Annotated in this window: 14 protein-coding genes and 2 tRNA genes; 6 read left to right on the forward strand and 10 right to left on the reverse strand. The window is 34.4% G+C overall.

What is annotated here, in order from left to right; all coding sequences use genetic code 11:
• From B0A80_RS20825 to B0A80_RS16905, 4 genes are all read left to right on the forward strand, one after another.
• On the forward strand, positions 1–1,895 hold a 1,895-nt coding region (locus B0A80_RS20825; RefSeq protein ID WP_089078047.1), incomplete at its 5' end, for a hypothetical protein.
• A gap of 221 nt (positions 1,896–2,116) precedes the next feature.
• Entirely contained in the window at positions 2,117–4,750 is a 2,634-nt protein-coding gene (locus B0A80_RS16895; protein WP_089078048.1) for a hypothetical protein, read from the forward strand.
• Between the two features lie 44 nt (positions 4,751–4,794).
• The gene (locus B0A80_RS16900) at positions 4,795–7,692 is read left to right on the forward strand and encodes a hypothetical protein (protein WP_089078049.1); all 2,898 of its coding nucleotides are present in this window, start codon (positions 4,795–4,797) and stop codon (positions 7,690–7,692) included.
• An 88-nt stretch (positions 7,693–7,780) separates the two neighbouring features.
• Complete coding sequence (locus B0A80_RS16905) at positions 7,781–8,668, forward strand: pPIWI-associating nuclease domain-containing protein (protein ID WP_089078050.1); 888 nt, start codon at positions 7,781–7,783, stop codon at positions 8,666–8,668.
• Between the two features lie 12 nt (positions 8,669–8,680).
• Here B0A80_RS16905 and B0A80_RS16910 read toward each other — a convergent pair whose 3' ends face one another.
• From B0A80_RS16910 to B0A80_RS16935, 5 genes are all read right to left on the reverse strand, one after another.
• Complete coding sequence (locus tag B0A80_RS16910) at positions 8,681–9,280, reverse strand: hypothetical protein (RefSeq protein ID WP_089078051.1); 600 nt, start codon at positions 9,278–9,280, stop codon at positions 8,681–8,683.
• Positions 9,281–9,410: 130 nt separating this feature from the next.
• Positions 9,411–9,905 (reverse strand): hypothetical protein, encoded by a 495-nt coding sequence (locus tag B0A80_RS16915; RefSeq protein ID WP_124020584.1) that lies wholly within the window; start codon positions 9,903–9,905, stop codon positions 9,411–9,413.
• Between the two features lie 238 nt (positions 9,906–10,143).
• On the reverse strand, positions 10,144–10,719 hold the full coding sequence (locus B0A80_RS16925) for a hypothetical protein (RefSeq protein WP_089078054.1): 576 nt from the start codon (positions 10,717–10,719) through the stop codon (positions 10,144–10,146).
• A 165-nt stretch (positions 10,720–10,884) separates the two neighbouring features.
• The gene (locus tag B0A80_RS16930) at positions 10,885–11,628 is read right to left on the reverse strand and encodes a hypothetical protein (RefSeq protein ID WP_089078055.1); all 744 of its coding nucleotides are present in this window, start codon (positions 11,626–11,628) and stop codon (positions 10,885–10,887) included.
• 59 nt (positions 11,629–11,687) lie between these two features.
• Positions 11,688–11,942 (reverse strand): hypothetical protein, encoded by a 255-nt coding sequence (locus tag B0A80_RS16935; protein ID WP_089078056.1) that lies wholly within the window; start codon positions 11,940–11,942, stop codon positions 11,688–11,690.
• Between the two features lie 257 nt (positions 11,943–12,199).
• Here B0A80_RS16935 and B0A80_RS16945 point away from each other — a divergent pair, with 257 nt between their 5' ends.
• The gene (locus B0A80_RS16945) at positions 12,200–17,539 is read left to right on the forward strand and encodes an NACHT domain-containing protein (RefSeq protein WP_089078058.1); all 5,340 of its coding nucleotides are present in this window, start codon (positions 12,200–12,202) and stop codon (positions 17,537–17,539) included.
• 314 nt (positions 17,540–17,853) lie between these two features.
• On the opposite strand, the gene B0A80_RS16950 is transcribed toward B0A80_RS16945, so the two are convergent.
• From B0A80_RS16950 to B0A80_RS16960, 3 genes are all read right to left on the reverse strand, one after another.
• The gene (locus B0A80_RS16950) at positions 17,854–18,129 is read right to left on the reverse strand and encodes a hypothetical protein (RefSeq protein WP_089078059.1); all 276 of its coding nucleotides are present in this window, start codon (positions 18,127–18,129) and stop codon (positions 17,854–17,856) included.
• A 299-nt stretch (positions 18,130–18,428) separates the two neighbouring features.
• Positions 18,429–18,502: transfer RNA gene (locus tag B0A80_RS16955), tRNA-Arg, on the reverse strand.
• Between the two features lie 148 nt (positions 18,503–18,650).
• Positions 18,651–18,724: transfer RNA gene (locus B0A80_RS16960), tRNA-Arg, on the reverse strand.
• A gap of 116 nt (positions 18,725–18,840) precedes the next feature.
• Between B0A80_RS16960 and B0A80_RS16965 the strand changes: the two genes are divergently transcribed.
• Positions 18,841–19,353 carry an adenine phosphoribosyltransferase gene (locus B0A80_RS16965; RefSeq protein ID WP_089078060.1) on the forward strand — a complete coding sequence of 171 codons (513 nt, stop codon included), beginning with the start codon at positions 18,841–18,843 and terminating at the stop codon, positions 19,351–19,353.
• A 117-nt stretch (positions 19,354–19,470) separates the two neighbouring features.
• On the opposite strand, the gene pheT is transcribed toward B0A80_RS16965, so the two are convergent.
• Both pheT and B0A80_RS16975 read right to left on the reverse strand, forming a co-directional pair.
• Positions 19,471–21,891: a phenylalanine--tRNA ligase subunit beta gene (gene pheT, locus B0A80_RS16970; RefSeq protein WP_089078061.1), complete on the reverse strand. Its 2,421-nt coding sequence runs from the start codon at positions 21,889–21,891 to the stop codon at positions 19,471–19,473.
• A gap of 310 nt (positions 21,892–22,201) precedes the next feature.
• The gene (locus tag B0A80_RS16975) at positions 22,202–23,065 is read right to left on the reverse strand and encodes a bestrophin family protein (RefSeq protein ID WP_089078062.1); all 864 of its coding nucleotides are present in this window, start codon (positions 23,063–23,065) and stop codon (positions 22,202–22,204) included.
• Positions 23,066–23,089 lie beyond the last annotated feature (24 nt).

Consider the following 23,089-nt stretch of genomic DNA (forward strand, 5'->3'; position numbering starts at 1 on the left):
TCAGGGTATTGTCTAAAGTAAGAAAAAGTCTAATTTTTGAAGGAATAATTAAAAGAAACAGACAATATTACAATTACTTAGATATTGCTCTTACTCTAGAAGGCATAATTCGAAGCGATATCAAAAACATTCCTGACTTTGAAAATTTGGTATGGGATGAAATAATTCAATTAGTAAAAAATTATTTATTACTATCAGATGCATATTGTCAATTAAGAAAAGATTATTATAAGAAAGAAATTGATACTGCAAAAGCAATTATCAATTTAAATTCGCTAGGATGTGATATTAAAATAGTTAATTGCAATATTGTTATAAAAAAGGAGGAATTAATATTAAAGAAAGTTGAGCAAGGAATAAAAAACATTGGCGGGCAATCTTTTTTAAAAATATTATTGGAAAATATTTTATATGTTAATGAATTTGAGAGATTTCTAATTTTACGACAGGGGAATCAAGTTGATACATCGAAAGTTGAAATTGAAGTTCCACATGCCTATTTGTTTAATTTAGCTGTTAAACATATTGATAAAAAGCCCAAAAAAAAGATAAATGTAAAAAATGAATTTGAGCAAGTTATTCTTGTTGCAAAACAATTATGTCTTGTAATGTATCAAGTTCAGAGCTACACCATATGGGAAGACATAGTGCATTCGTCACGCGAGTCTTCTCAATATTTTAATGATTTAGTATTAAGAGGAAGTTTATTTGATATACCGCAGTTTCAATCAAAGTATGCTCAGGAGTTTTGCAACTATATTCTTAAACAGGAAGCAGAAAAATTTAAAGAATTATTGCCATATGATTTGGCTGATTTGATAAAGGTTGTGAATTATCTATTTTCGATATCAAGTAAAATCGCCATAAAACAGTTCTACATCATTAAATTAGTTAAAGAAATAGGTTTAGAATTAGAAATTATGGAGAAAATATTGAATGATCTCTCACACAAATGTGGTGAGGTCAATTCTGATTACTTTTCGCCGATAGATTATTTAAATGTTACTTTTTTGCAAAAACCGTTAATGAGAGTTAAAAGCGGTGAGTATATTCTTCTTCCAAAATCACTGACTGCACTTTCATTTTACGAAGCGATAATCGGTAAGGTTAGAGAATTAGACCCTCCTTACGATATAGATAGTAAAGTCGGAAATATTCATCTTGAGAATTTTTTAAAATACAAGTTAGCCACAAAAAACATTACTTATTCCTGCGGGAAATATAAAGAGAAAATTGATGGCAGGAATGTAGAAGGTGAAGCTGATTTAATTATCGAATCGGATTCAGGAATTTTACTTATAGAGAGTAAGAAAAAATCTTTAACTAGAAAAGCCAAATCAGGTGATGAGCACGCCATTTTTACTGATTTGGTCAGAAGTATTTTTGAATCCCAATTCCAATGCTTTAGGACAGATGCCTTACTGCGAATGAATAAAAGGCTTACAGTGGATTTGAATCGCAGTAAAACCGAGATTCTCTGGAATGATAGATCTGTGGATAGGTTTACTTTTACACTCTCTGATTATGGTGTAATGCAGGATAGGATTATTTTAGATCAAATACTTACTGAATTATTGAGTCCTGATTTTAAATTAGTAAGCAATAATGAAGGTGAATTATTGGGTATGGCACAAACAATTAATAGTTTTTCAAAGAAAAGAGGTGAATTTATTAAATATTTGGATATTGTTAATGATGTTAATCCTTTTTTCAGTTCTGGTTTTTTGAATTTGCATCAGTTCATGTTCTTAATTGAAAAGTCGCATGATAATGAAAGTCTAATAAAGGCAGTCAATGATTCAAAGCATGTCTCAAGAGGTTCCTTCGATTTTTATCAAGAATATTTTATTGCTCATGACAATGTTTGGACTAAGTATTTTGTTTCGAAAAAATAGAAAATAACGAAATAGTACTGCTTTATTTAAATCTAAAAAGTAAAAATTAAAATATTATTTGATTGGTGTCTCCCAGACAATCTAAGTATGTGTAAGAATATAAAGCAGGAATGTTTTTAGGGTTTTGGCACCTTTGAAAATATTGGCAGAGCTACTGTCTTTTATTGTTTATTTCGGATTAAAATGATTATTTTACGATACTAATTATTTAAAAAACTTTTATGAAAAGCCTATCAAGTTTTCAGTTGTTTCCCATAGTTAACGATCAAGAATTCGAAGCTTTTGTGTGTGATATATTTAATGGCTTGGACAAAACCACTTCATACGAGCTTTTCGGAAGAAAGGGACAAAAACAGCATGGAATTGATATTTTTTCTACTGATAAACAAACAGTAATACAATGCAAGCACAAATTGATTGACAGGCCAGATCAGAAAATACGTGAAGAACTGATTGAAGATTTTAATATTGAAATTAATAATTTTAAGAGCTTTAATGAATCACATGACAACCACTTTAAAACATTTATTGTGGCTTCCACCTTTAAAAACGATACTCATCTATCTGGTGAATCCATCAGGCTTTCTAAACTTCATAATATTAGATTTGAGTATTGGAGCTGGAATAAATTAATTAGTAATGTAGGAGAGGAGATTATTCAAAAGTATTACGACTACTTCCGCAAATCGCTTGCATTGTATTATAGTGACACGACATCAAAAGAATCGCAAATTCCAATTGAGTCTGATCTACCTTATTTAAATCAGCTTTACAATTTTTTATCAATCAGATTCAGGGATATAAATGTTTTGCATTCAAAGATGTTTATACATGATAACGTATTTAAAAATCAGCTAAATGATTATTCCAGCCGACGTGTTTTCACATACAAAACCTACAACGAGGAGCTCTTTAGTTTGCTTGAGCCTCTTCAATTTGAGAACAATGCCCTTATGAATACATTTGGTGATGATTCACAGCAATTTCATATGTTTGATTTCATTACTAAAACACTATGCGAAAACGGAATCGAGACTATCTCCGGCAAAAAATATGGTCAGGTAAAAAGTATCATCAACAGGAAGTCTGAGCAGGAAGATTATTTTGATAATTTTGAAAAGTTTATGTTTATAGATACTTTAAGGTCACTGCCTCAAAGCAAAAGCGACAATTCTCTTGAGGAAATTCTAAGGCAGGGCTACTTCTATTATAAGTTTGGGGATCTTTTAAAATCCAAAGATTTATTTCAAAGAGCAAGCATTAAGGCCGTGAAAGAAAACAAAAAGATTTCATATTTAATCGCACAGCACAACTTACTTCATCTAAGCAAATTTATTGAGTGGGGATATTTTGACTTACCTGAAAAATATAAGATAGTCAAAGAATTGAAGGAAATAAACCTTGAAGATATAGAAGTTGATTCCATAGATTTTAAAATCAAAGAAATCATCGTTAGCCGTTCCTTTTTCACTTCTGCAAAAGACAGCATTCAATCCTACACAAAAAAAGTTGAGGAGATGTACCATTCTTATTTGCGAGGTGCCGTAAACTCAGTGAATTTCGAAGAGGAAATAGACTACGAATATTCGATACTGCATCGTTTTGTTTCCAAAAATTATGTAGTTTATGACCAATATTCGGATTACACGGAGATAATAGTTAATCTTTTTAATAGTCTGATGGCTTCTTTCTCTATAAAAAAAGGACAAAACAAAATCGAGTATCTTAATGATTTTTATTTGTATCATTTGGTTGAATATGGCGATGTCAGAGAGTTCGAGAAATATTTGAAAAGATATAACGTTTATGAAATCCCCTATAAAAAGCTTGAGGATCAAGATTACCAGTTTGTCAATTTATTTATGAATTTTACAAATAGTTCGACAGATGAACTAAATACGCTTTTAGAAGAAAACGATGAATATCTTTTTGAAATTTTTAAAGAGAGATATAATTCTATTTTTCAAAATTTCCTTTTCTTTTCTGGAATACTTCTACTCAAATCGGAAGATGTGTCAAGGATAACTCTAGGTATTTTTAAAGTTTTAGAAAATGAAAAATTAGTCGAAAGGTATAATTATGAGAGTATTTACAATTATTTCATACGAAAAAACAATCAGATTGAAAACGGTCTTTTAATCCAGCTATTCTTGTTTATTGCAGAGAATGACGGTTATTTCGATTCCAATAAAATGATTAATTTAATCAATGAATTGCGCTACAGCAAAATCACTTTGAATTTTACTGGACCGCAATTCAGCCAGATTTTGCTTTACTTAAAAGAGAAGACCGAACAGAGCGGGGATTATCATATGCTGGTGACTATGTTCGAAATTTTGGGATCTCGTCAGAAGAAGATTTTATCGGAGACATTAAATTCAAATCTAAATAACGGATTTGACCGTGATCTATGTTCACTAATGCTGATTTACGATTTGATTGATATAGACACAAAAGGATATTTTAATCAGTTTATTGATTCAATAGAAATTGCTAATGAGCATCCAATTGGCAGGAATACGCATTCAAGCCAAGATCCAGCTTCAATAAGATATTCTATTTTGGACGATTTGTTTAATATAGCTTTTAAGTACAATCTTTGCCTTTCTGACCAGAGGTTTTCAAAGTTTAAAGGAGTATCAAGATATTATGACTGGCTTTTGGATATAGATCATTTCGATTATTCAGAGTTTGATCCCTATTGGATTGCGAAGTATAATACCAAATATTACTATGCCCACATGAAAAAACATGAGGTCATTCTGAAAAAAGAAATACAAAAGCATATCCATCTTACTCAGGATGCAAGACTAAAAAAAATATTCTATACCATATTTTGTTACGAGGAACAGTAAGAGAACAACAGCAATCTAATTCATAATATTAAACTAACAAATCTATGCCTCCAAAGCAAAAGAATATATTCTCACCGGAGTACCTAAATGAATACTCTTCCAGTTTCAAGATTTCAGATGTGTCTGGTATAGAGTATAAAAGAGAACTTATCCAGAACTGGATTGAAGACTTGAATTGCGGAAAACTGGACAGTCTAAAGGAAGAGGAAATAAAATCAAGGTTTATAAATGAAATTTTTGGAGAGGTACTGGAATTCAGCTATTGGAATTCCAGGCATTGGTTTCTGCGTGAAGAAACCAAATCAAAAATGGACGGTACCAAGCCTGATGGGGCACTGGGCTATTTTACGAAGGAAAAGGAAAACGATGATGTACGCGCTGTCGTTGAGATAAAGGATGCAAAGACAAATTTAGACAGCAAACAAAAAAGAGACGGAAATAAAACTCCGGTTGATCAGGCATTTGAATATGCACCAAAAATGGGAGGAAAGTGCAAATGGGTTATAGTATCCAATTTTAAAGAGATACGCTTCTATGCTGCGAATGACCGCACTAAATATCAGGTTTATTTTCTTGCCGACCTACTTGGAGATCCGCTTAGGGAATTTTTATTCCTTTTTCAAAAGGAGAGATTTATTGTACAGTCGCGAAAATCTAAAACAGATAAGTTCTATGATTTCGTTTCGGATACCAAAACAACAAATACTTTATCGAAGCATATTTTGGATGAGCTTTATGAATGTTTATTCAAGTTTAAGGGATTAGGATTTGTCGATCCAGATTATTTATGCAATCTGTACCCGTTTAATATTTTGGATGAACAAGTATGGCATTACGATAATGAGGTATTATTTACGAATAACAGCAGAATTTTTGAATTATTGTCTGAAATTGAATTCAATGAAAGCAATTTTACCTTAAGCACGAAATTATTGGATGAATTGGCTATACTTAAAATAGATGACGCAATTTTTAAATTAAACTACATATTTGAATATTTGAATAAATGCAATATATTTTTTATTAAGGCTGTAAAAGATTATATGGCAGTCTATAAGGAGAAGGAAGGCGTGATGGGCAGAAGCTACCATCATCCTTACCATTTTAGCGATGATCAGGGTGTTGATAAATGCATTAATATTATACAAGATAGAGTGTGTGACTGCTATGTCTGCAATTTTAGGAACTTGGAGCTATCAAAAATCCTGGCTAAATTAAAGATGACAGTCGGCAATAACGAAAAAAGCACCCTTGAACTTGGTTATGGCAATTACCTGATGGCAAACAATAATTTTAAGACGGGCTTTACAGTATACAAACAGTTAGAAAAAAATAAGATTATAGAAGGAAAGGGGATTGAATATTTTGTGATAAGACTCAATGAAAAGCGATTGTTTAATCTTGTCAAGAACAACTATCCTCATGAGGATAGAAAAGTAATTCTGGACCATATAAAGTCCATTAATGTGGATAAGGTAATTCATGATGAATTAGAATTTGAAATTGATTCAGAAGTCAGAGAATATCTGATAAATGTAAAAGAGAATAAGCTTAATCAAAGAATTAAAGATAAAGTCAAAGAGCTCAATATCAAAATTGACGAACTTAAAAAATCATATGAGAAGCCCAGTACTGGGGGAATCGGAAGCAACTTTACAGATGATCTGATGGAGCAGTATTTTCTTCTTTACCGTCATTATAATTTAAATTTTTTGGTTGGAGATATCTTTAAAGAATATAAAGATATTGTGAAGGATATATTTCTTGGGCTAATCAACAGCTTTTTGACTCCGAAAGTAGGATTAAAATCGTTTTCGCATTTTTTTATCCAAGAGGTAATTATACATTTTAATTCGAGTGAGCTTGAAAAGGCTACCAAACAGTTGGAGAATATTAATATCTCTCCTGAAGGGGTAACTGAGATTATAAAATGCTCTTTAAATTATTTCGAGTCCTTTTATAGGACCAGCAATTATTCATTTGGCGTTTATGAGAACGATTTAATGAGGGAAAATCTTTTGAACGTTTCTTTCCGCAATAGGATTTCGGCTATATTTTATAATATCTGCCTTATTCTTAGCAAGACGGAATTTAATAAGGAAGAATTTAAAGTTTTGGAAAAACCGATTGTAAACTTTCTTCAGACAGAAGATTTCCTATACCATTTTAATCTGGAGAAGCTATGCCATTTCATTATGCAGAAAGGAAATTTCTTTGAACCTGCAACACTTCTTGAAATACTGCAGACTGCAATCAACAAAGATGTTTATAGTAATATCAAGTACAATCAATTAATTTCCAGTGCTTGTCTGGCATTGAGAAAATATTATCCCGAGAATGTAATTTCGAATCAAAGCCTTGTCAAAAAAGCCATGGCAAACTGCTACTCTGGTAATGGCAGCCATATTGATTTCAAATCTTATTGTTTTATTTTAAAGATCGTAGATTCCAACTGCCAAAATATTGTAAGAAACGAGATAGACAGCTATTTAGAGTCTAGATTTGACGATATACTTTATGGAAAACTGCTTTGGGAAGATCTGTATCATTATAGTTATAAAAATTACTTTGACATCTATGTGGAAACGATAAATAATTCAATGGGATCAGGTGTCCGTTTTAAAGACGGTAAAATTGACTGGACAAATTTAGATTTTGTGTTTTTCAATTTTGCACTACTGGTGCACGCAAAGAAAATTACTTTAAGCGATTTCCAAAGAGAAAAGCTCATGGATCTTTCAGATTATGAAAAATGGCTTTTAGATCCCCTTAAATTTGATTACAGCCGTTTTAATGTCTGCTGGATGAGTTCTATCCATCGCAAAAGCATATTTTTAAATGAGCTGAAGCCAATAGAAGAAATCAAGAAATCCCTACAAGTGGAATTAAGAAGAGAATACAGCCAAGACCTGTCCGAAATCTACGCGAAGTACTTCATTTAAATAGGCGCGGTTTGGAAAATTAAAGTATGATCAACTAATAATGGTAAAACCCTGATTTGCCATAAATGAAATAAAAAAGACAATTTTTATGAAAAACCGATCAAAAGATATCGAGCATTTAGAAGCGTTAATTACTAATGAGTTCGAATTAGAACTATTGCACGCAGCCTTCCAGAATTTGGAATATGATAATAAATTAAAATTTAACAATTTTGCTTACAGCATCCGCGAACTGTCCAGGCACTTTCTTAAATCACTGTCACCGGATGAAGAGGTTACAGATTGCGGATGGTATAAAAACGAAGTTGGAGAACTGGGCAAAATTGCACGTTCGGAAAGAATAAAATTTGCCATACAAGGAAGATTGAGCGATGAAGTTTTAAATCGAGAAGTTCAAGATAAAGAAAGACTTAGGCTGTTAAGCAAGAATATATTAAGCTCTATTGATATACTTAATAAATACACTCACGTAAATGCTGATACCTTTGGATTGGATGATTCGAAGATTGAGGCATATGTTGATCAGATAATTAGTGCTTTCAGTGATCTTATTCTGGCAATCAGAGAATCAAGACAATTCCTTTACGACTCTTTAGAAGAGAAACTATCTAAAGAACTGTTTGAGGAAACAATGTGGAATGTCAGCGGTGAAATTGATATTTTAGCCACCCATCACACTATTAATGGTATTTTTGTTACTGATTATAAAATAGTGGAGATAGGAAAACAATTTTTAAACATTGAAGTCACAGGTAAAGTGCTTGTTAGGCTGCAATGGGGCTCTGACGGGGATTTAAGGCGTGATACTGGCCACGAAATGGATACAAGTTTTCCATTTAATGCAGACTTCACAGTGATCATCGGTAAAAATTTAAAAAAATCCAAAGCAAAACTTGTGAATTACTTGGTTAATACTGACGATTGGTATGCAAATGAAGATGCCGATGATTTTTCAGAAGAACTGCTAGGCCCATAAACAATGAATAGTTTAAATTTTTGTTTCTCTCCAGCCTTTTCGTGATGAAGATGACGTTGAAAAATACTTCAAAGGAATCTTGAATAATTTTTTGAGCTCTTTTAAAACACTGACTAAATTTTCCCGTTTCATTGCATTGGGATTTTTTTTGAACATTACCTGATAAAATGAACTCCAAAAAATAGCAGCATCGTCCATCTTGATTTCCTTATTTGGCCCAATGACTGAATAACAGTCTGAAATAGGAAAGATTTTATCCGCCAGATTTTTATTTGTTGATGAACAAGAAGAAAGAAATAAACGCTTGCCATCCAGTTTATCCCCAAGTATTATCGATAGATCGTCAAAAGTAATTTCATCAAAAGTGGTGAAGATGGAGTTGCTGCTACCATGACAGGATATATGAAGGTATCTATAGTTCAGGGTTGCAAATTCTTCTATCAAATGTTTGAATTCCTTCTTTGTTCGAATGTAATAATATTTATGTTCAATTAGTGAAAGATTCAGTATTCGGGATATTATTTCTCCTTCAAAGTACTTGTTTTCTTCATCAGTTAGGTCTAGGCTTTCGATGATAAAAACATGTGGTTTCGTCTTTTGTAAATGGCTCATTCTAATATAAATTTATATGATGGATTTGTGCTTGTAATATATTTTGTCGCTTAATTTAAGTTTTAAAAAGTATCAATAAAAGATTTTTAGCATTCCACTAAGAAGAGCAGCATATGCCTAGCAGTAGGATTTAATTTATTAGACTTAAAAATTCATTGCTTTTAGTTTTGATTTCATCAATTATTATTTGGCTTTTATCGCTTTCTTTCAGCACCCAATATTTATTTTCATTCCATTCGAATATCCGATTTTGCGAGCCATTTTGGGTAATAAACCCCCAAAACCATAAATCGTCCCAAATTTCAATATCGCTGGAATTGTAATGGTATCTAAGATATTTATTAATATTTGTAAAATTCCATTTTACCAATGGCTCCAGTTTATTAAAAATAGCGATGATAACTGCATCAACGGGAAGATAAAAAATATCTTTTCGAGCTATAATTGAAGGCACATCATCCCATATTTTAATCTCTTTGCTATAATTCCCGTTGTGCAGATGAAAAATGCTTTTGCAAAATAACGCCGCTGTCTTTTCTCCCCAGCCTTTTTGTTTAATCATTCCTCTGTAAAGACTCTCGTAACTGCGGTTGCCGCCAGGATTGATTTTTTCAATAAATTCCATGAAAGTGAATAAGAACTTTTCTCACTAATTATTGATTTGTACGAGCAGGCTAGAAGATCTATTTTCGGCTGGCTCTGCGTATTTGCAATATGATATAAAAGTGAGATGATTTTTTCTTTTTCAGTTTTACAAGGAAGTATAATTGAACGATAGTACCTTTCCTGCAGGTTCTTGTTGTAATCCCTGTTTTGTGCCAAAAATTTGAAAAGTTCTTCGGTCTTTCCTGTCATTACTTTAATTATGATTGTTTTGTAATCCTTTCTATATTAATACGCATTTCATGAAAATCCGATTTGAATTGTTCGATTTTGGAGGATGCAGACTGATGCTCGTTATGATAGGTCTTAAAAAGGTTTTCATAAGTGGTTAGGTGATCAAACATTCCGGTAAAATCTTCACTTGGCCGGTTTATGATCCGGATCATAATACTTTCAAGTTCGGAAGCATTCCCCACATAATTGATAATGTTGTATATATTTTTACAGTAGCTGCCAGTTAAGGTGCAATATTCCGAATGCAGCGCATTGCTGACTTTGATCTCATCGTGATGCCTCTGCAGATTTGATTCTTTTTCCTGATTTTTTTGGTTAATTACAGCTAGCTGGTAATAATATTCTATTGTCATTCCTGTCTGGATGTAGCTTATTCGATTTAGCATAATCATGCATGTCAGCTTTCGTTCCTCTGCTATAAGATCAAATTTGTTTTTTTTTGCATCACTTTTATCTTTCAATGCATTTGCAATGAATTGTGAGAGAATTGCCGAAGCAGCTCCAATGCATGCCGACAGTAATACTGTTTCTGTACTTATCATCACTAAGGTTGGTGTTTGTTGATATTTAGCTTTGGTTTTAAAGGCTGAATTATGTCTTTAGCAAATTAAGGTTTTTCAAATATTGGCGAACAATATGTTGGACTGAATTTATTTTGATTCAATTCAACGGAAGAGAGATAAGAGGGAGAAGACAAAAGATTATAGTTAGAATTTTGCTAAAGTTATGCCAAAAGACATGGTTTTTAACTTCTTAAATAAAGGCTCCTCCTGGCCATACTGGTATTGAGCGGTTATTGCAAAATTGGCATTTAAATATAAATCAATTCTTGTTGTATTGAATATCATGTTTGGCTCTGGAGTAATCAGATCATTATCCTCAAATACATTATTGAACTTAAAGGAATTTACAAGCTGTAACTTTTGATAGGGGACGCCATTTTTCTCACCGTTCCAGAATCCAAATTTAAAATATAGAGGAACGGTAAACCGACTATACCCATTGGCTTTTTTCTTTTCATCCAAATAGGTGCGCGTTCCATGCGCCATTCCTGCGCCCGCAGCCAGATTGACCAGCACTTTTTTTTTGTATTCCCATCGGTAATAAACACCAGTATTGCCATATATCAAGTAGTTATCAAAATTTTTATCGCCTACAATTTCAGGTCCGATTTCAAAAGAAAGCTGTGCGAATGGTGTGGAATCATATGCTATACCAAAAGGCAGCGCCACACTAATGTTGTTTGGAGCTGTAGTGGTGCCAGATCCAATATTGATATCCGCAGTAGGCTTAACATACAGTCCAAACTTTTCATTTTTCATATTTTCATTGTAGAGATAGGTATCCGTGTTTTTTTCACTTGAGCCGGGAATTCGGTTTAGATCGAAATTCAAAGTAATGTTTGTGGAGTCCTTTTCAAAATAGTTTTTAGTGTAGCCTAAGAAAATCATCCTTTCTTGTGCTTGAACTGCAAGGATAATGAAAAAAAAAGCTAGTAAGAAAGGGCATCTCATAATGTAGGATTTAGCATATTGTCAATAAAGTCAACTAGCTGGCTTACTTTTTTTATGCTTACGTAGAGTTCATTTGTCAATCTGGTGGATCTTATATCAAACCTGGCACCAATTCTTCTTGCAAATTTAGCTTTCATGAAAGCGGTTATGAATTTTTCTAAAGCATCTGTGGTTTTAATCTCATCAATTGTATATCGGCTATTTAAGGCAATGACATGTATTACTGCATTGGATATTTCTTCTTTAGTCATGATTGATACTGTTGGAATTTAGTATCAATATTAATAGATATATTTTTAATAGAATCAGGTGTTTTTACCTGATTTTTAAAATAAACTCTTGACTGCTGGTTTTTAATTTTTGGAGATATAAAAATAACAATCTGTCCATTGATTCTGAAGGTATGCAATGTAGCGTTTTTTTGGGATATTTTTAATGCATTGGTATTTTTTTTCCAAACATCATTATATTTAGCCTGATGAAACAACAAAAGTAAATTCTTTCAAATATGTCAGAAGAAATAATAACGATTCCCAGAGATGCGGGAAATACATCCAAAGGCTATACATTGCAAAAATTGCGGACTATTGCCCTTATATTAGATGAACTTGAAAAAGGCATAGAAGGTGATTTTGTTGCTGCCATCGAGTTCGGCGGCGATGTCTACGTTGCCGGTGACCAATTTTCATATGTGGAAGAAAATAAAGATTACGATTCTAAGAACTTTTCCTTTGCAAGTTCGGCAATAAAAAATACTATGGTTTATTTTCTTGATTATTGGCTCAATAATAAGCGTGATCTAAAAATTAAGTTTGGAGTATTTGCTACCAATAAAATTGCAAAAGAAAAAAAGCGTGGTATTGTTAAGGATTTGTGTATAAATCTTCCTACGAAAAAAATTATTGAATCACTGCATAATAAAGATTATTCGGATCCTTTAACCCTTTCATCTGTGAAGATTCTGGTACTTGATGAATATAAGAGACAATATGAAAGCAATAAGAGTGTTTCCCTTGAGAAAAGTCATTATAAGGCTTTGCAGAAATTCAAAGATGAGGACTGGACTGTTTTTTTAGATTCGATCCAATGGACTTTCAGCGATACCACGCTTGAAAGTCTGGAAAAGGAAATACTTGAAAAAATTGCCGCTACAACATTGGTTAAGCAGGAGCATTTAATTTTGAAAGCTCCTTATATAAGAGCAGAACTTTTTTATCAGCTGGAACTCCGCCAGACAAAAACAATATCGCAGGAACGATTCTTGGATCGTGAAAAAGTCGAGCAAATTTTCTACAAGGCCATTCATGGCCAGATTAATGATGGTAGCTATAAATATCTTAATATTGATTACTCACAGATCCAAAACAAGACAAAGGATTATCTGAAAGAGCTGATTGACCGAAAATATTTTGCCATATCGGGAATCAGAAAGTCGCCTGGACTGCTGCGACGTGAAGTTCTTCTTTTGGATGGCAATGTAAAAACGGATCGTGCTGCGCCTGAGGATTTTAACAGCTTAAAAGACCATGGGGTTAAAGGGGATTTTTCAACTCTAGTGAATTCCAACAAGCCAGTTTTTCTTTTTGGCGAATTAGGAACGGGAAAAAGTTCGATAGCTGCGCAATATATGCTAGATGTGCTGGAAGACCAAAGCGAAATTGTTCCTCTATTTATTCCTTCCAATTATCTGCAGCAGAAAAGTGGGGCTACATTGGCAGATTTAAAAATAGCGATAAATAACTATGTCAATAAAGAATTACAGGTTGAAGATGATGTCTTCGATCTTGATACGCTGTTCAAAACAAGAAAGGAAACTATCTTGATACTGGATGGAATTGATGAGTTGGAGCTAAAGACAGCTAGGCTGCTAATTGGTCTTTTGAAAAGCCTCAAGTCGGAGAACGATTTTTTACGAGTCATAGCCACAGGACGTCCAGTAGAGCTTGAAGGCATTGTTCCTTTGGGCTGGCATACCTTGGGAATAGTTCCACTTCAAGAAAGCGATATTTTAAAGGTACTTTACAGCGAAGCTGTGAACAGAGGACTGTTAGAAGAAGCAAGCGAGGAGGACAGTAAAAGGAGATATGCTTTTTTGAAAAGCAGACCTGAACTGTACGCAATTTCAACTACGCCACTAATAATCTGTTCATTAAGAGACAGTCTGGATGAAAGCCTAACGGATAAAACTTTAGGGGATATTCTCTTTGATACGCTCAAAAAGAAGCTCTCATGGAACAGCGATGACAGCAAAAGTGATGAATATACGGAATTTGCGGATTCTTATCCCACCAGCTTCTCAAAGGAGCCTATACTTGCAAATCTGGCATGGAAGATTCTTTCTTCCAAAAGTAAAGCTATGGTTGAGGATGAACTTGAGAACGTTATTTCCTTATCAATAGCAGAGTCGGCGAATAAGCCAAAGATTACAGCGCAGGCAGTAAAATTCTTCAAAAATAATTTTCTTGAGAAATCTACGGGAGAAACTTATGCATTTATATCAGCCCCAATGCTTGAATGTGCAGCGGGGATTTATATCGCTGAAAAGCTGAAATCAGATAAACCGGCATCGGATATCGCAGTCCAATGGAGGTCGGTTTCTTTTGCACTGGCAATTGCCAGAAAAAAAGGCATTGAGAGCGAGATAGAGGAAAAAGTAGCGGCATTACTGAAGGCTAATCTAACTTGGCCGCGTAATTTTGTGGTGCAGGGTGCAATTCTGTCGGCAGAGTTCAAATCAAAAAAGATCTGTGAGCAGTATTTTGATATGTTAGACTCCTTGCAGTACAGACCGATAAGAATTGAATTTAATAATGATATCGTTTCTATAAATGGATATGCGTCCTGCATGATTTTGGCGGGAGAAAAAGGATTTGGATGGTTTTGGGATAATTATCTCGATATGAGAAATCCTTTGATGCACTATGAAAGCAAGCTTGCTGCGGAAATCCTGTCCCAGTATATGGTGCTTCAAAATTTCAAAATCAAAGATTCTGAAAAAAAACAGCTGGAGAGCCTTATTGTTTTGAATTTAGCCTTTCCAAGCAGTTTCTGTTATGAACTGCTGCCGGTTATAGCGATGGTTACAGCAAATGGGCTTACTTCAGATGAACGTTACAGGCTGTTGGCCGGAAGTCTATCTAATGCAGTTTTAGGGGGCAGGGCAAAAGAAATTCTTCTCGAAGAATCCACGAGGTCCACTAAATCCAAAGAAGATGTGTGTGCAGCATTGGAAACAATCTGCAGCCGTCAGCTTGATGAAGAGGCAAAACCTGCCGAGCTTTGGTTTGAAATAAGCTCAGCGCGCAAAATCAGCACAGGAATCATTGGCGTAATGCTCAAGTCGATTAATGCAGAGAACTATAATGAATATAAAAAGAGATTAGCATCTTTCATTAATGAGGATGACTTAAAGGCATTCTTAAAATATTGCATCCTATCCAAAAATGAGTATAGCGCTTCTGCCGCATTATTTTTGTTTTTGGATGGGGAAAAGGACTTTAAGCTTATCGGCGAATCTTTGTTGAAGAGCATTGACTGGCTGGATTCCAAAAACTATTCTATTGTGCAGAAAATTGAACATCTTGTGAAAGTGCAAGATATCACTGATGTTGTTGACATTATCCATCAGGTTCCATTTGACAATCATCTGGGGATACCGCCGGCATTTTGGAGAATCTTTCTCTCTGCACTTCAGATAAGCGAAACGGATTATGAATGGCAGTTTATGAAAGCTGTTAGACATATGAGTCTTCATACCTTAACCAGATACCCTGAAATACGTCTTGCTTTTGCAAAACTTTTAAATGAAAAGAGGCAATACCAAAATGCGTTGCAGCGGGCAATTTTAGGACTAGACACAAAATTAAGGTACCTTTCTGCCTCACTTCTTCTTGTTGTGAATCCAATGGAAGAATTTGATTCTTTGGAGGCAGTAATCTATGGCATAAGAAACCACTCGGATAAAGATGAATGGGAGACCTTCTGCCTTGGTTTGCATTATGGGCCAGAGATTCTTGATAAGCTGCATGACAATTTGAGCGTTTTCCGAGGAGTTGCCAAAATTTTTGCGTTGTTACTTTTAAAGCGCAATGATAAGCAGCTTAGTGTCCAAGAAATGGATGAACTCATCAAAGGACTGTTGCTTGAGGGCTATTTTTTAGACAAACAAGGCTGGGGGATTAATTTAAGGTATAATACTGTACTATCCCGTTCTGAATATCTGGATGTTCTTCTGAGCTATATGGATGACAAAAACATAACTCTAGCACATCGGGCCGCTGATATTCTCTACCAGCATCACTTAAGTCAGGTAGATGATTCCAAAAAGCCAAAAATATACATGTTGCATTGTGAAAAGTATGAGCGTTCGTTTTTTGAGTTTACGATAGATTCCGAAGTGGATTTAACGAGTGATCGCATAATTGGCCAGATGAGAGAAGATGCTCGCGATTTTAAAGAGAAACATGGAAAAGATCCAGTGCTTTGGCTCTATTGCCAAGCGCTAAATTCAAGTGGAAGCTCTACAGAGGTGTTGGAAATGCTCATTGGCAATGAAAAATTGTCCTTTAATGATGAATGGGATGACACTTATGCCTGGCTCGTAAATGTTGTGAGGCGATTCCCTTTTTTAAAGAAGGATATTGCTACGGCAATTAAGGCGCTTTTTGAGATTCCTGCTATCTTAGAAGCGGATGCGGATAATTTTGGATGGCTAAAACTGATGGAGAATGAGTTTGATTCCAGCTCGGATATTGAGCCGAATAGACTGGATGAGCTTCTCCCTAACAGAGCCGAAGAACTATTTATAGCTCTTTATGCAAGAAAGGTTTATAAAATCGATTTGAATGGAGTAGTGCCGAACAGACCATCATATTACCGCATTTTTGCAGAAAATAGATCAAAATATATTGAAGAGGTTTCTGTTGCTGAACTTGAAAAGTTTTTATTTTCTGCCGAGCAGATCCCACTCGAATTAGGGCATAAAATGCTCAATATTCTGCTTTTTGGCAATTTCAGCGATGAAGAACTAAATGAAATGGAAAAGAAAGGAGAATTGGGATGCTATTTTGCAACGGTAATAAAATTCTGCCGAGGCAAGAAGGTTGATACAGCTTTATTTTCGAAGAGCAGCGCAATTGGAGGGGTACAAATCTCCCAAAGAGATTTGATGAAATTCCACAAAGATATTCTTTATTACATATATAGAATCCTTTGCTCACGGGAAGAGTCTCAACGTGATTTTATTGCAGGTCTCGAAACCCAGCTGAGAAGTGAAGATGATCCAAATTATGCCGACCATTTCGAACAGCTGCTTGGGTGCGGCCACACCTTTGAGAAAGAACAAATAATCAGGCTATTTGATTTAATTGATGAGCAGCCTTATCTTCTGAAAGCATCACTTTTGTCAAAATTAAGCCATTATTTTGCTAATAGGCTACATCCAAAAGACACCGCATTTTACGTTGAAAACTTTAAAAAGTTTCTTCGTTCCAACAGGGGCTATTTCTCAAAGTATGATATGGATTCTCAGAGAAATGTATTCTCCTGGGTGCTTTCGCTGGGAGTTCTTTTCCTAGAAGAAAAAGTAAGCGAAGAGGCAAAGTTTGGTTTTCTATTAGGGCTTCAAAGCTGTTTTTTGGAAAAGAATTCCTTAGAGAGCCATCTTATTTATAAGCCCGATTATCATTTTGAGGCGGGAACGCTAATAAAAATTACAGGATTTCTGCTGGAGAGAATAAATCCGACACTTATTGCCGAAATTTGCGATTATGGAAGCCAAAGCAATATTCCTGAGGTAAGAGCAACATGTCATGTTTTAACTGCTTTAGCAGGAAGGACAATTGAATAATTTAAGCGCTAAAAGCAACAAATACGATAGTCTAATTTTTACTGGGCTACAAGGGGTTAAATTTTCTTTGAGGAAAGTATTTTAACAATGCGTGAAGTTAAGATGAACCTATTAATATTTGTCTTTGAGTTTAAATATTGAAGAGGAATAAATCAATTTTTAGCCTAAGTCGAGCAACAACTAATAATCTTAAAATTGAGAACGGATGATTATACGATAAGACTTTTGCTAAATGAGAATGTTATTATAAAACAACAGTGGTGATTTTTTAATTACCACTGTTGTTTTTTTTTTTCATAAAATTGAAAAAAATATTAAGTATTCAAATTTGAGTTTATTATAATGCAAGGCTTACAATAGACTATAGCTGGTTCTCCTTTAACGCATTGTTTTTTCTGATTGCATTTGTTTTGTTTATTTTTAGAATCACAATCTTCTAAATATTTTCTAACTGCGATATTTGCTAGTTTTCTAAGGAAAAATAGTATTTTTTCAGCTTCGTCCACCGTCACATTCATACCTTGCTTTTTGAGAATTTTTACTGCTTTTTTAGCAGAGATTTTGTTTGTAAAATCAATTTCCATTTTCATCGCTTAACGTTTTAATGTTTCATATTTTAGTAATCAAATAGGTAAGATTAGGAGCAGAAGATTTAGAATATAAAAGATTTACAAAAAAGTAAATTTTTTTGTTTATTGTTAAAATTATGATTTTTCCGAATATTGTTGTTGTAAGTTATTGTTAATCATGTTTTTAATGGTTTGAATCCTGAAGAGGTAACTCTACAGGACTTCCAAACCACTGTGCATTTTGAGGATGAATACTTGTTAAATATTAAGGAAAGGGCATAAAAAAAGACATATTTTGTTAAATATGCCTTAAATTGTTGTGACCTCGACTGGATTCAAACCAGTAACCTTCTGAGCCGTAATCAGATGCGCTATTCAGTTGCGCCACGAGGCCTTTTTGTTCTTTCAATTGGGCTATTTTTCAGTAGCTTTGTTGATTGCTTATTGCAGGTGCAAAGATAAGCATATGTCTATTTCTTCAATAAAGGAATTAAAGAGAAAAAAAAAGACAAAAGATAATTTTTATCCTTTGCCTTTATTAGTGACCTCGACTGGATTCAAACCAGTAACCTTCTGAGCCGTAATCAGATGCGCTATTCAGTTGCGCCACGAGGCCTTTTTGCTTTTCAATCTGGCTATTTTTCAGTAGCTTCGTTGATTGCTTATTGCGGGTGCAAAGATAGGCATAAATGTGAGATATGCAAGCATGAAATAATATAAAAACAAAAAAAAATGCAGATTAAAAAATATATACGTGATATTCAAGGATTTCCGAAAAAAGAAATTTTGTTTAAAGACATCACTCCGTTGCTAAATGACCCAATTGCGAGAAAAGAAACTGTTTTTATTCTGGCGGAATCTCTAAAAGGGCAAAAAATCGATAAAGTGGTAGGAGCTGAAAGTCGGGGCTTTTTCTTTGGGATATTACTGGCTCAGGAATTGAACGCAGGCTTTGTTCCGGTAAGAAAGCCAAATAAGCTGCCATACGACACGATTTCGGCTTCGTACGAACTCGAATACGGCACGGACAGTTTAGAGATGCATACAGACGTCATAAAGAAAGGAGACAGGGTTTTGATTCACGATGATGTTTTGGCCACAGGAGGAACCGCAAAAGCCGTTTGTGAATTGGTTGAACGACTAGGAGGGGAGATCGTACAATGCAATTTTCTAATGGAGCTTAGTTTTTTGAACGGAAGAGAAAAGATTAGCAGCTATCCTATTTTTTCGGCTTTGACGTATTAGTAATAAGGTACGTTCGCCAATCGATTCACTAAGATGTAACAAAAAATAAAATTCCAAATTCCAACATAATAATTGGAATTTGGAATTTAAACATTTGAAATTTATTTCTTTTTAAAACTATCTCAAGGTTGCTCCAAGTTCAGTTTCGAAAGTCTGCTGTAGTTTCGACATGATTTTGTCAATTTGAGCATCTGTAAGCGTTTTAGTGTTATCCTGAATGGTAAAACTTAAAGCATACGATTTTTTGCCTTCCGGAAGTTTGTTTCCTTCATAAACATCAAACAGGTTAATGTCTTTTAAGAGTGACTTTTCTGTTTGTCTCGCAAGGTTGAAAATACTCTCGTAAGTGGTACTTTTATCAATCAGTAAAGCCAAATCTCTTCGAACTTCAGGATATTTTGGAATTTCGGTATATTTAATTTTTCCGGTAATGATTTTTAGAATCAAATCCCAGTTGAAATCAGCAAAGTAAACATCTTGTTTGATTCCGAAATGTTTCAATATTGATTTTTTAACAACTCCTATTTCTACTAAAGTCTCGCTATTGTAGCAAATTGCCGTTCCTTCTGCGAAAACATCCGATTGTACCGGAGCATTGGTAATTTTATCAATTCCTAAACGTGATAATACGCCTCTTACATATCCTTTTAATAAGAAGAAATCAGTTGCTTTTTGAGGATTGGTCCAGCTTTCTTTGTTTCTGTTTCCTGAAATTAACAACGTAAGGTGTTTGTGCTCCTCATATCCGTTAAGATATTTATGATACGTTTTGCCAAATTCAAATAATTTTAAATCTGAATTCTTTCTGTTGATATTATACGAAATAGCTTCTAAACCTGAAAACAGTAAAGACTGACGCATCGTTGATAAATCACTGCTTAAAGGATTCAGCATCGTAACATTGTGCTCCTCTTTTAAAGCAGTAGATAATTTTGCATATGCAGCAGTGGTTAATGAATTGGCCATCATTTCGTGAAACCCTTGCGAGTTCAGTTGAGAGGCAATTACATTTTGAACTTTATAGTCTTCTGTTCTTGGAGAATTAGCAACGGTCGCATTGAATTTTTTAGAAAAATTAATGTTGTTGTATCCGTAAACTCTCAGAATTTCTTCGATCACATCAATTTCACGCTGTACGTCTACACGGTAAGCAGGGATCGTTAAACCTAAACCTGAATCTGAAACGCTGTTTACTTTTATATCTAAAGAAACAAGAATTTTTTTGATGGTATCTTTTGGAATCTCTTGTCCGATAATTTTTGAAACGTGACTGAAATTCAACAAAACAGAAAAATCTTCTACTTTTTTAGGGTAAACTTCTATCACATCAGAAGTGATTTTTCCTCCGGCTACTTCCTGAATTAAAAGTGCCGCACGTTTTAAAGCATATTCTGTAATGGTTGGATCAATTCCTCTTTCAAATCTAAAAGAAGCATCTGTATTTAGTCCGTGTCTTTTAGCGGTTTTACGCACGCTTACGGCATCGAAATAAGCACTTTCTAAGAATATAGCAGTAGTTCCTTCTGAAACTCCGGATTTTTTACCTCCAAAAACACCCGCAATACAAAGTGGCCCTTTTTCGTCACAAATCATTAAATCTTCTTTGTGCAAGGTTCTTTCGACATCGTCTAAAGTCACAAATTTAGTGCCCTCAGGAAGTGTTTTTACAATTACTTTTCCATTGATTTTCGCTGCATCAAAAGCATGTAGTGGCTGTCCTAATTCGTGTAAAACATAATTAGTAACATCGACAATATTATTTTTAGGAGTCAGTCCGATTGCTTTAAGACGATCTTGCAACCAGGCTGGAGATTCTTTAACTGTAATTCCGGAAATAGTTACTCCGCAGTATCTTGGTGCCAAAAGAGGCTCTTCAACCGTAACGTCAATTTTTAAAGTACGCATGTCTACTCTGAAATTGCTCACTGATGGTGTAATTAATTCGATGTTTACACCACGCTGTAGCATTCCGGCTCTTAAATCACGGGCAGTACCCAGGTGACTCATAGCATCTGCACGATTGGGAGTCAATCCAATTTCGAAAACTTCGTCATTCACCACTTTAAAAACTTCCGCAGCAGGAGTTCCCGGAACTAATCCTTCGGCCAGAACCATAATTCCGTCATGACTTGTTCCCAGACCTAATTCATCTTCGGCACAAATCATTCCGTGACTTTCTACTCCACGAATTTTTCCCTTTTTAATAGTGAATTCAGCACCTTCTTTATCGTATAAAACCGTTCCGATTGTAGCAACAGGTACTTTTTGTCCCGCAGCAACGTTAGCAGCTCCGCAAACAATTTGAATAGGAGCTTCTAAACCAATATTTACAGTGGTAACTTTTAATCTGTCGGCATCAGGATGTTTTTCGCAGGTCAATACATGCCCTACAACCACACCTTGTAAACCGCCTTTGATCGACTGGTATTTTTCGACAACTTCTACTTCAAGCCCTAAATCTGTTAGTAGCTCTGAAGTTTGATCAGACGGCCAGTCCGTTTTAATAAATTGTTTTAACCAATTGTAAGATATTTTCATTTTGCTTTTTTATTCTTGTATGAGGTTACAAATATAAGAATTGCACATTGTAGTAAGAAACAATTTATTTGCTTTTTTCGGGCTGTTTTTTCAGAGAGAAATTTTAGAATATGTAAGTCTCTTTTTAACACATAGAAACATAATTTCACATCTTCAAATAAGGCGTTTCACTTGGAGTAAATCGCATAGCATATGGGAGATAATTGTATTTCTTTTATATGTTCTTTCAGTAGATAAAAACTATTTTTTTAAGTTTTAATGTCTTTAAAAAAAATCATTGCTTTAATTATCAAATACTTATATCGTTTGTTTAAATTAACTCTTCAATGTGTTTTTTAATGTTTTCGGAGATCTTTTTTGTTGGCAGATCATTTTCATCATCGCCAAACGGGTCTTCGATTTCTTCGGCAATAAGTTCTAAACTTGCCAGTACATAAAAAATAAAAACCACCACCGGAGCTACATAATACCCAAGGCTTACTGAATAACCAAAAGGAAGTGTCATCGTATAAAAAAAGATAAACTTTTTGATAAAAGCGCTGTAAGAGTAGGGAATAGGGGTGTTTTTGATTCGCTCGCAGGCACCGCAGATGTCTGTAAATGATTGTAACTCTTCGTTTAAAATAATAAGCTGTTCTCCGCTGATTTTTTTATCCTCGTACAGGTCGTTTATTTTTTGAAAAATTATTCTTTTAACCTGATTCGGTTTGTGCTTGTGATGATCAATTTCTAAATCTACATCTTCAAAAAGCTGTTTACCAGTGTCAGAATCGTGCAGGTGTTTGTGTAATACGGAAGCGTAGGCAGGAATAAATTTTCTGAAGAATTTTTTATCATTTTCTTCTTTCAGCATAGCCGAAAGTTTAATGGCCAGATTCCGACTGTTATTAACAAGACCTCCCCAAAGTTTTCGACCTTCCCACCAACGATCGTAGGCTGTATTGGTTCTGAAAACCAATAACAATGAGATTACAAAACCCAACATCCCGTGCATGATCGGGATGTTGGGGATGTAGTCGTTTTTACCAATTTTAAAATACGAGACTTCCAAATATCCAACAATTGAAGAGTAAATTCCGATCGCAATCATGATCGGAAGCAGTTTTCTAACCGTATCCGATTTGTGAAAATGAAAAATAAAAGTGAACCAATCTTTGGTGTTGTATGAGATCATTTGGACTTGTTTTGAAACAAATTT

Source organism: Flavobacterium tructae (assembly GCF_002217475.1).
Lineage (GTDB): Bacteria > Bacteroidota > Bacteroidia > Flavobacteriales > Flavobacteriaceae > Flavobacterium > Flavobacterium tructae.

Excerpts from the sequence above, each read along its gene's own strand:
- B0A80_RS16895 (WP_089078048.1), top strand. The coding sequence starts at position 2,117 with ATGAAAAGCCTATCAAGTTTTCAGTTGTTTCCCATAGTTAACGATCAA.
- B0A80_RS16900 (WP_089078049.1), top strand. The coding sequence starts at position 4,795 with ATGCCTCCAAAGCAAAAGAATATATTCTCACCGGAGTACCTAAATGAA.
- B0A80_RS16905 (WP_089078050.1), top strand. The coding sequence starts at position 7,781 with ATGAAAAACCGATCAAAAGATATCGAGCATTTAGAAGCGTTAATTACT.
- B0A80_RS16910 (WP_089078051.1), bottom strand. The coding sequence starts at position 9,280 with ATGAGCCATTTACAAAAGACGAAACCACATGTTTTTATCATCGAAAGC.
- B0A80_RS16915 (WP_124020584.1), bottom strand. The coding sequence starts at position 9,905 with ATGGAATTTATTGAAAAAATCAATCCTGGCGGCAACCGCAGTTACGAG.
- B0A80_RS16925 (WP_089078054.1), bottom strand. The coding sequence starts at position 10,719 with ATGATAAGTACAGAAACAGTATTACTGTCGGCATGCATTGGAGCTGCT.
- B0A80_RS16930 (WP_089078055.1), bottom strand. The coding sequence starts at position 11,628 with ATGATTTTCTTAGGCTACACTAAAAACTATTTTGAAAAGGACTCCACA.
- B0A80_RS16935 (WP_089078056.1), bottom strand. The coding sequence starts at position 11,942 with ATGACTAAAGAAGAAATATCCAATGCAGTAATACATGTCATTGCCTTA.
- B0A80_RS16945 (WP_089078058.1), top strand. The coding sequence starts at position 12,200 with ATGTCAGAAGAAATAATAACGATTCCCAGAGATGCGGGAAATACATCC.
- B0A80_RS16950 (WP_089078059.1), bottom strand. The coding sequence starts at position 18,129 with ATGAAAATGGAAATTGATTTTACAAACAAAATCTCTGCTAAAAAAGCA.
- B0A80_RS16965 (WP_089078060.1), top strand. The coding sequence starts at position 18,841 with ATGCAGATTAAAAAATATATACGTGATATTCAAGGATTTCCGAAAAAA.
- pheT (WP_089078061.1), bottom strand. The coding sequence starts at position 21,891 with ATGAAAATATCTTACAATTGGTTAAAACAATTTATTAAAACGGACTGG.
- B0A80_RS16975 (WP_089078062.1), bottom strand. The coding sequence starts at position 23,065 with ATGATCTCATACAACACCAAAGATTGGTTCACTTTTATTTTTCATTTT.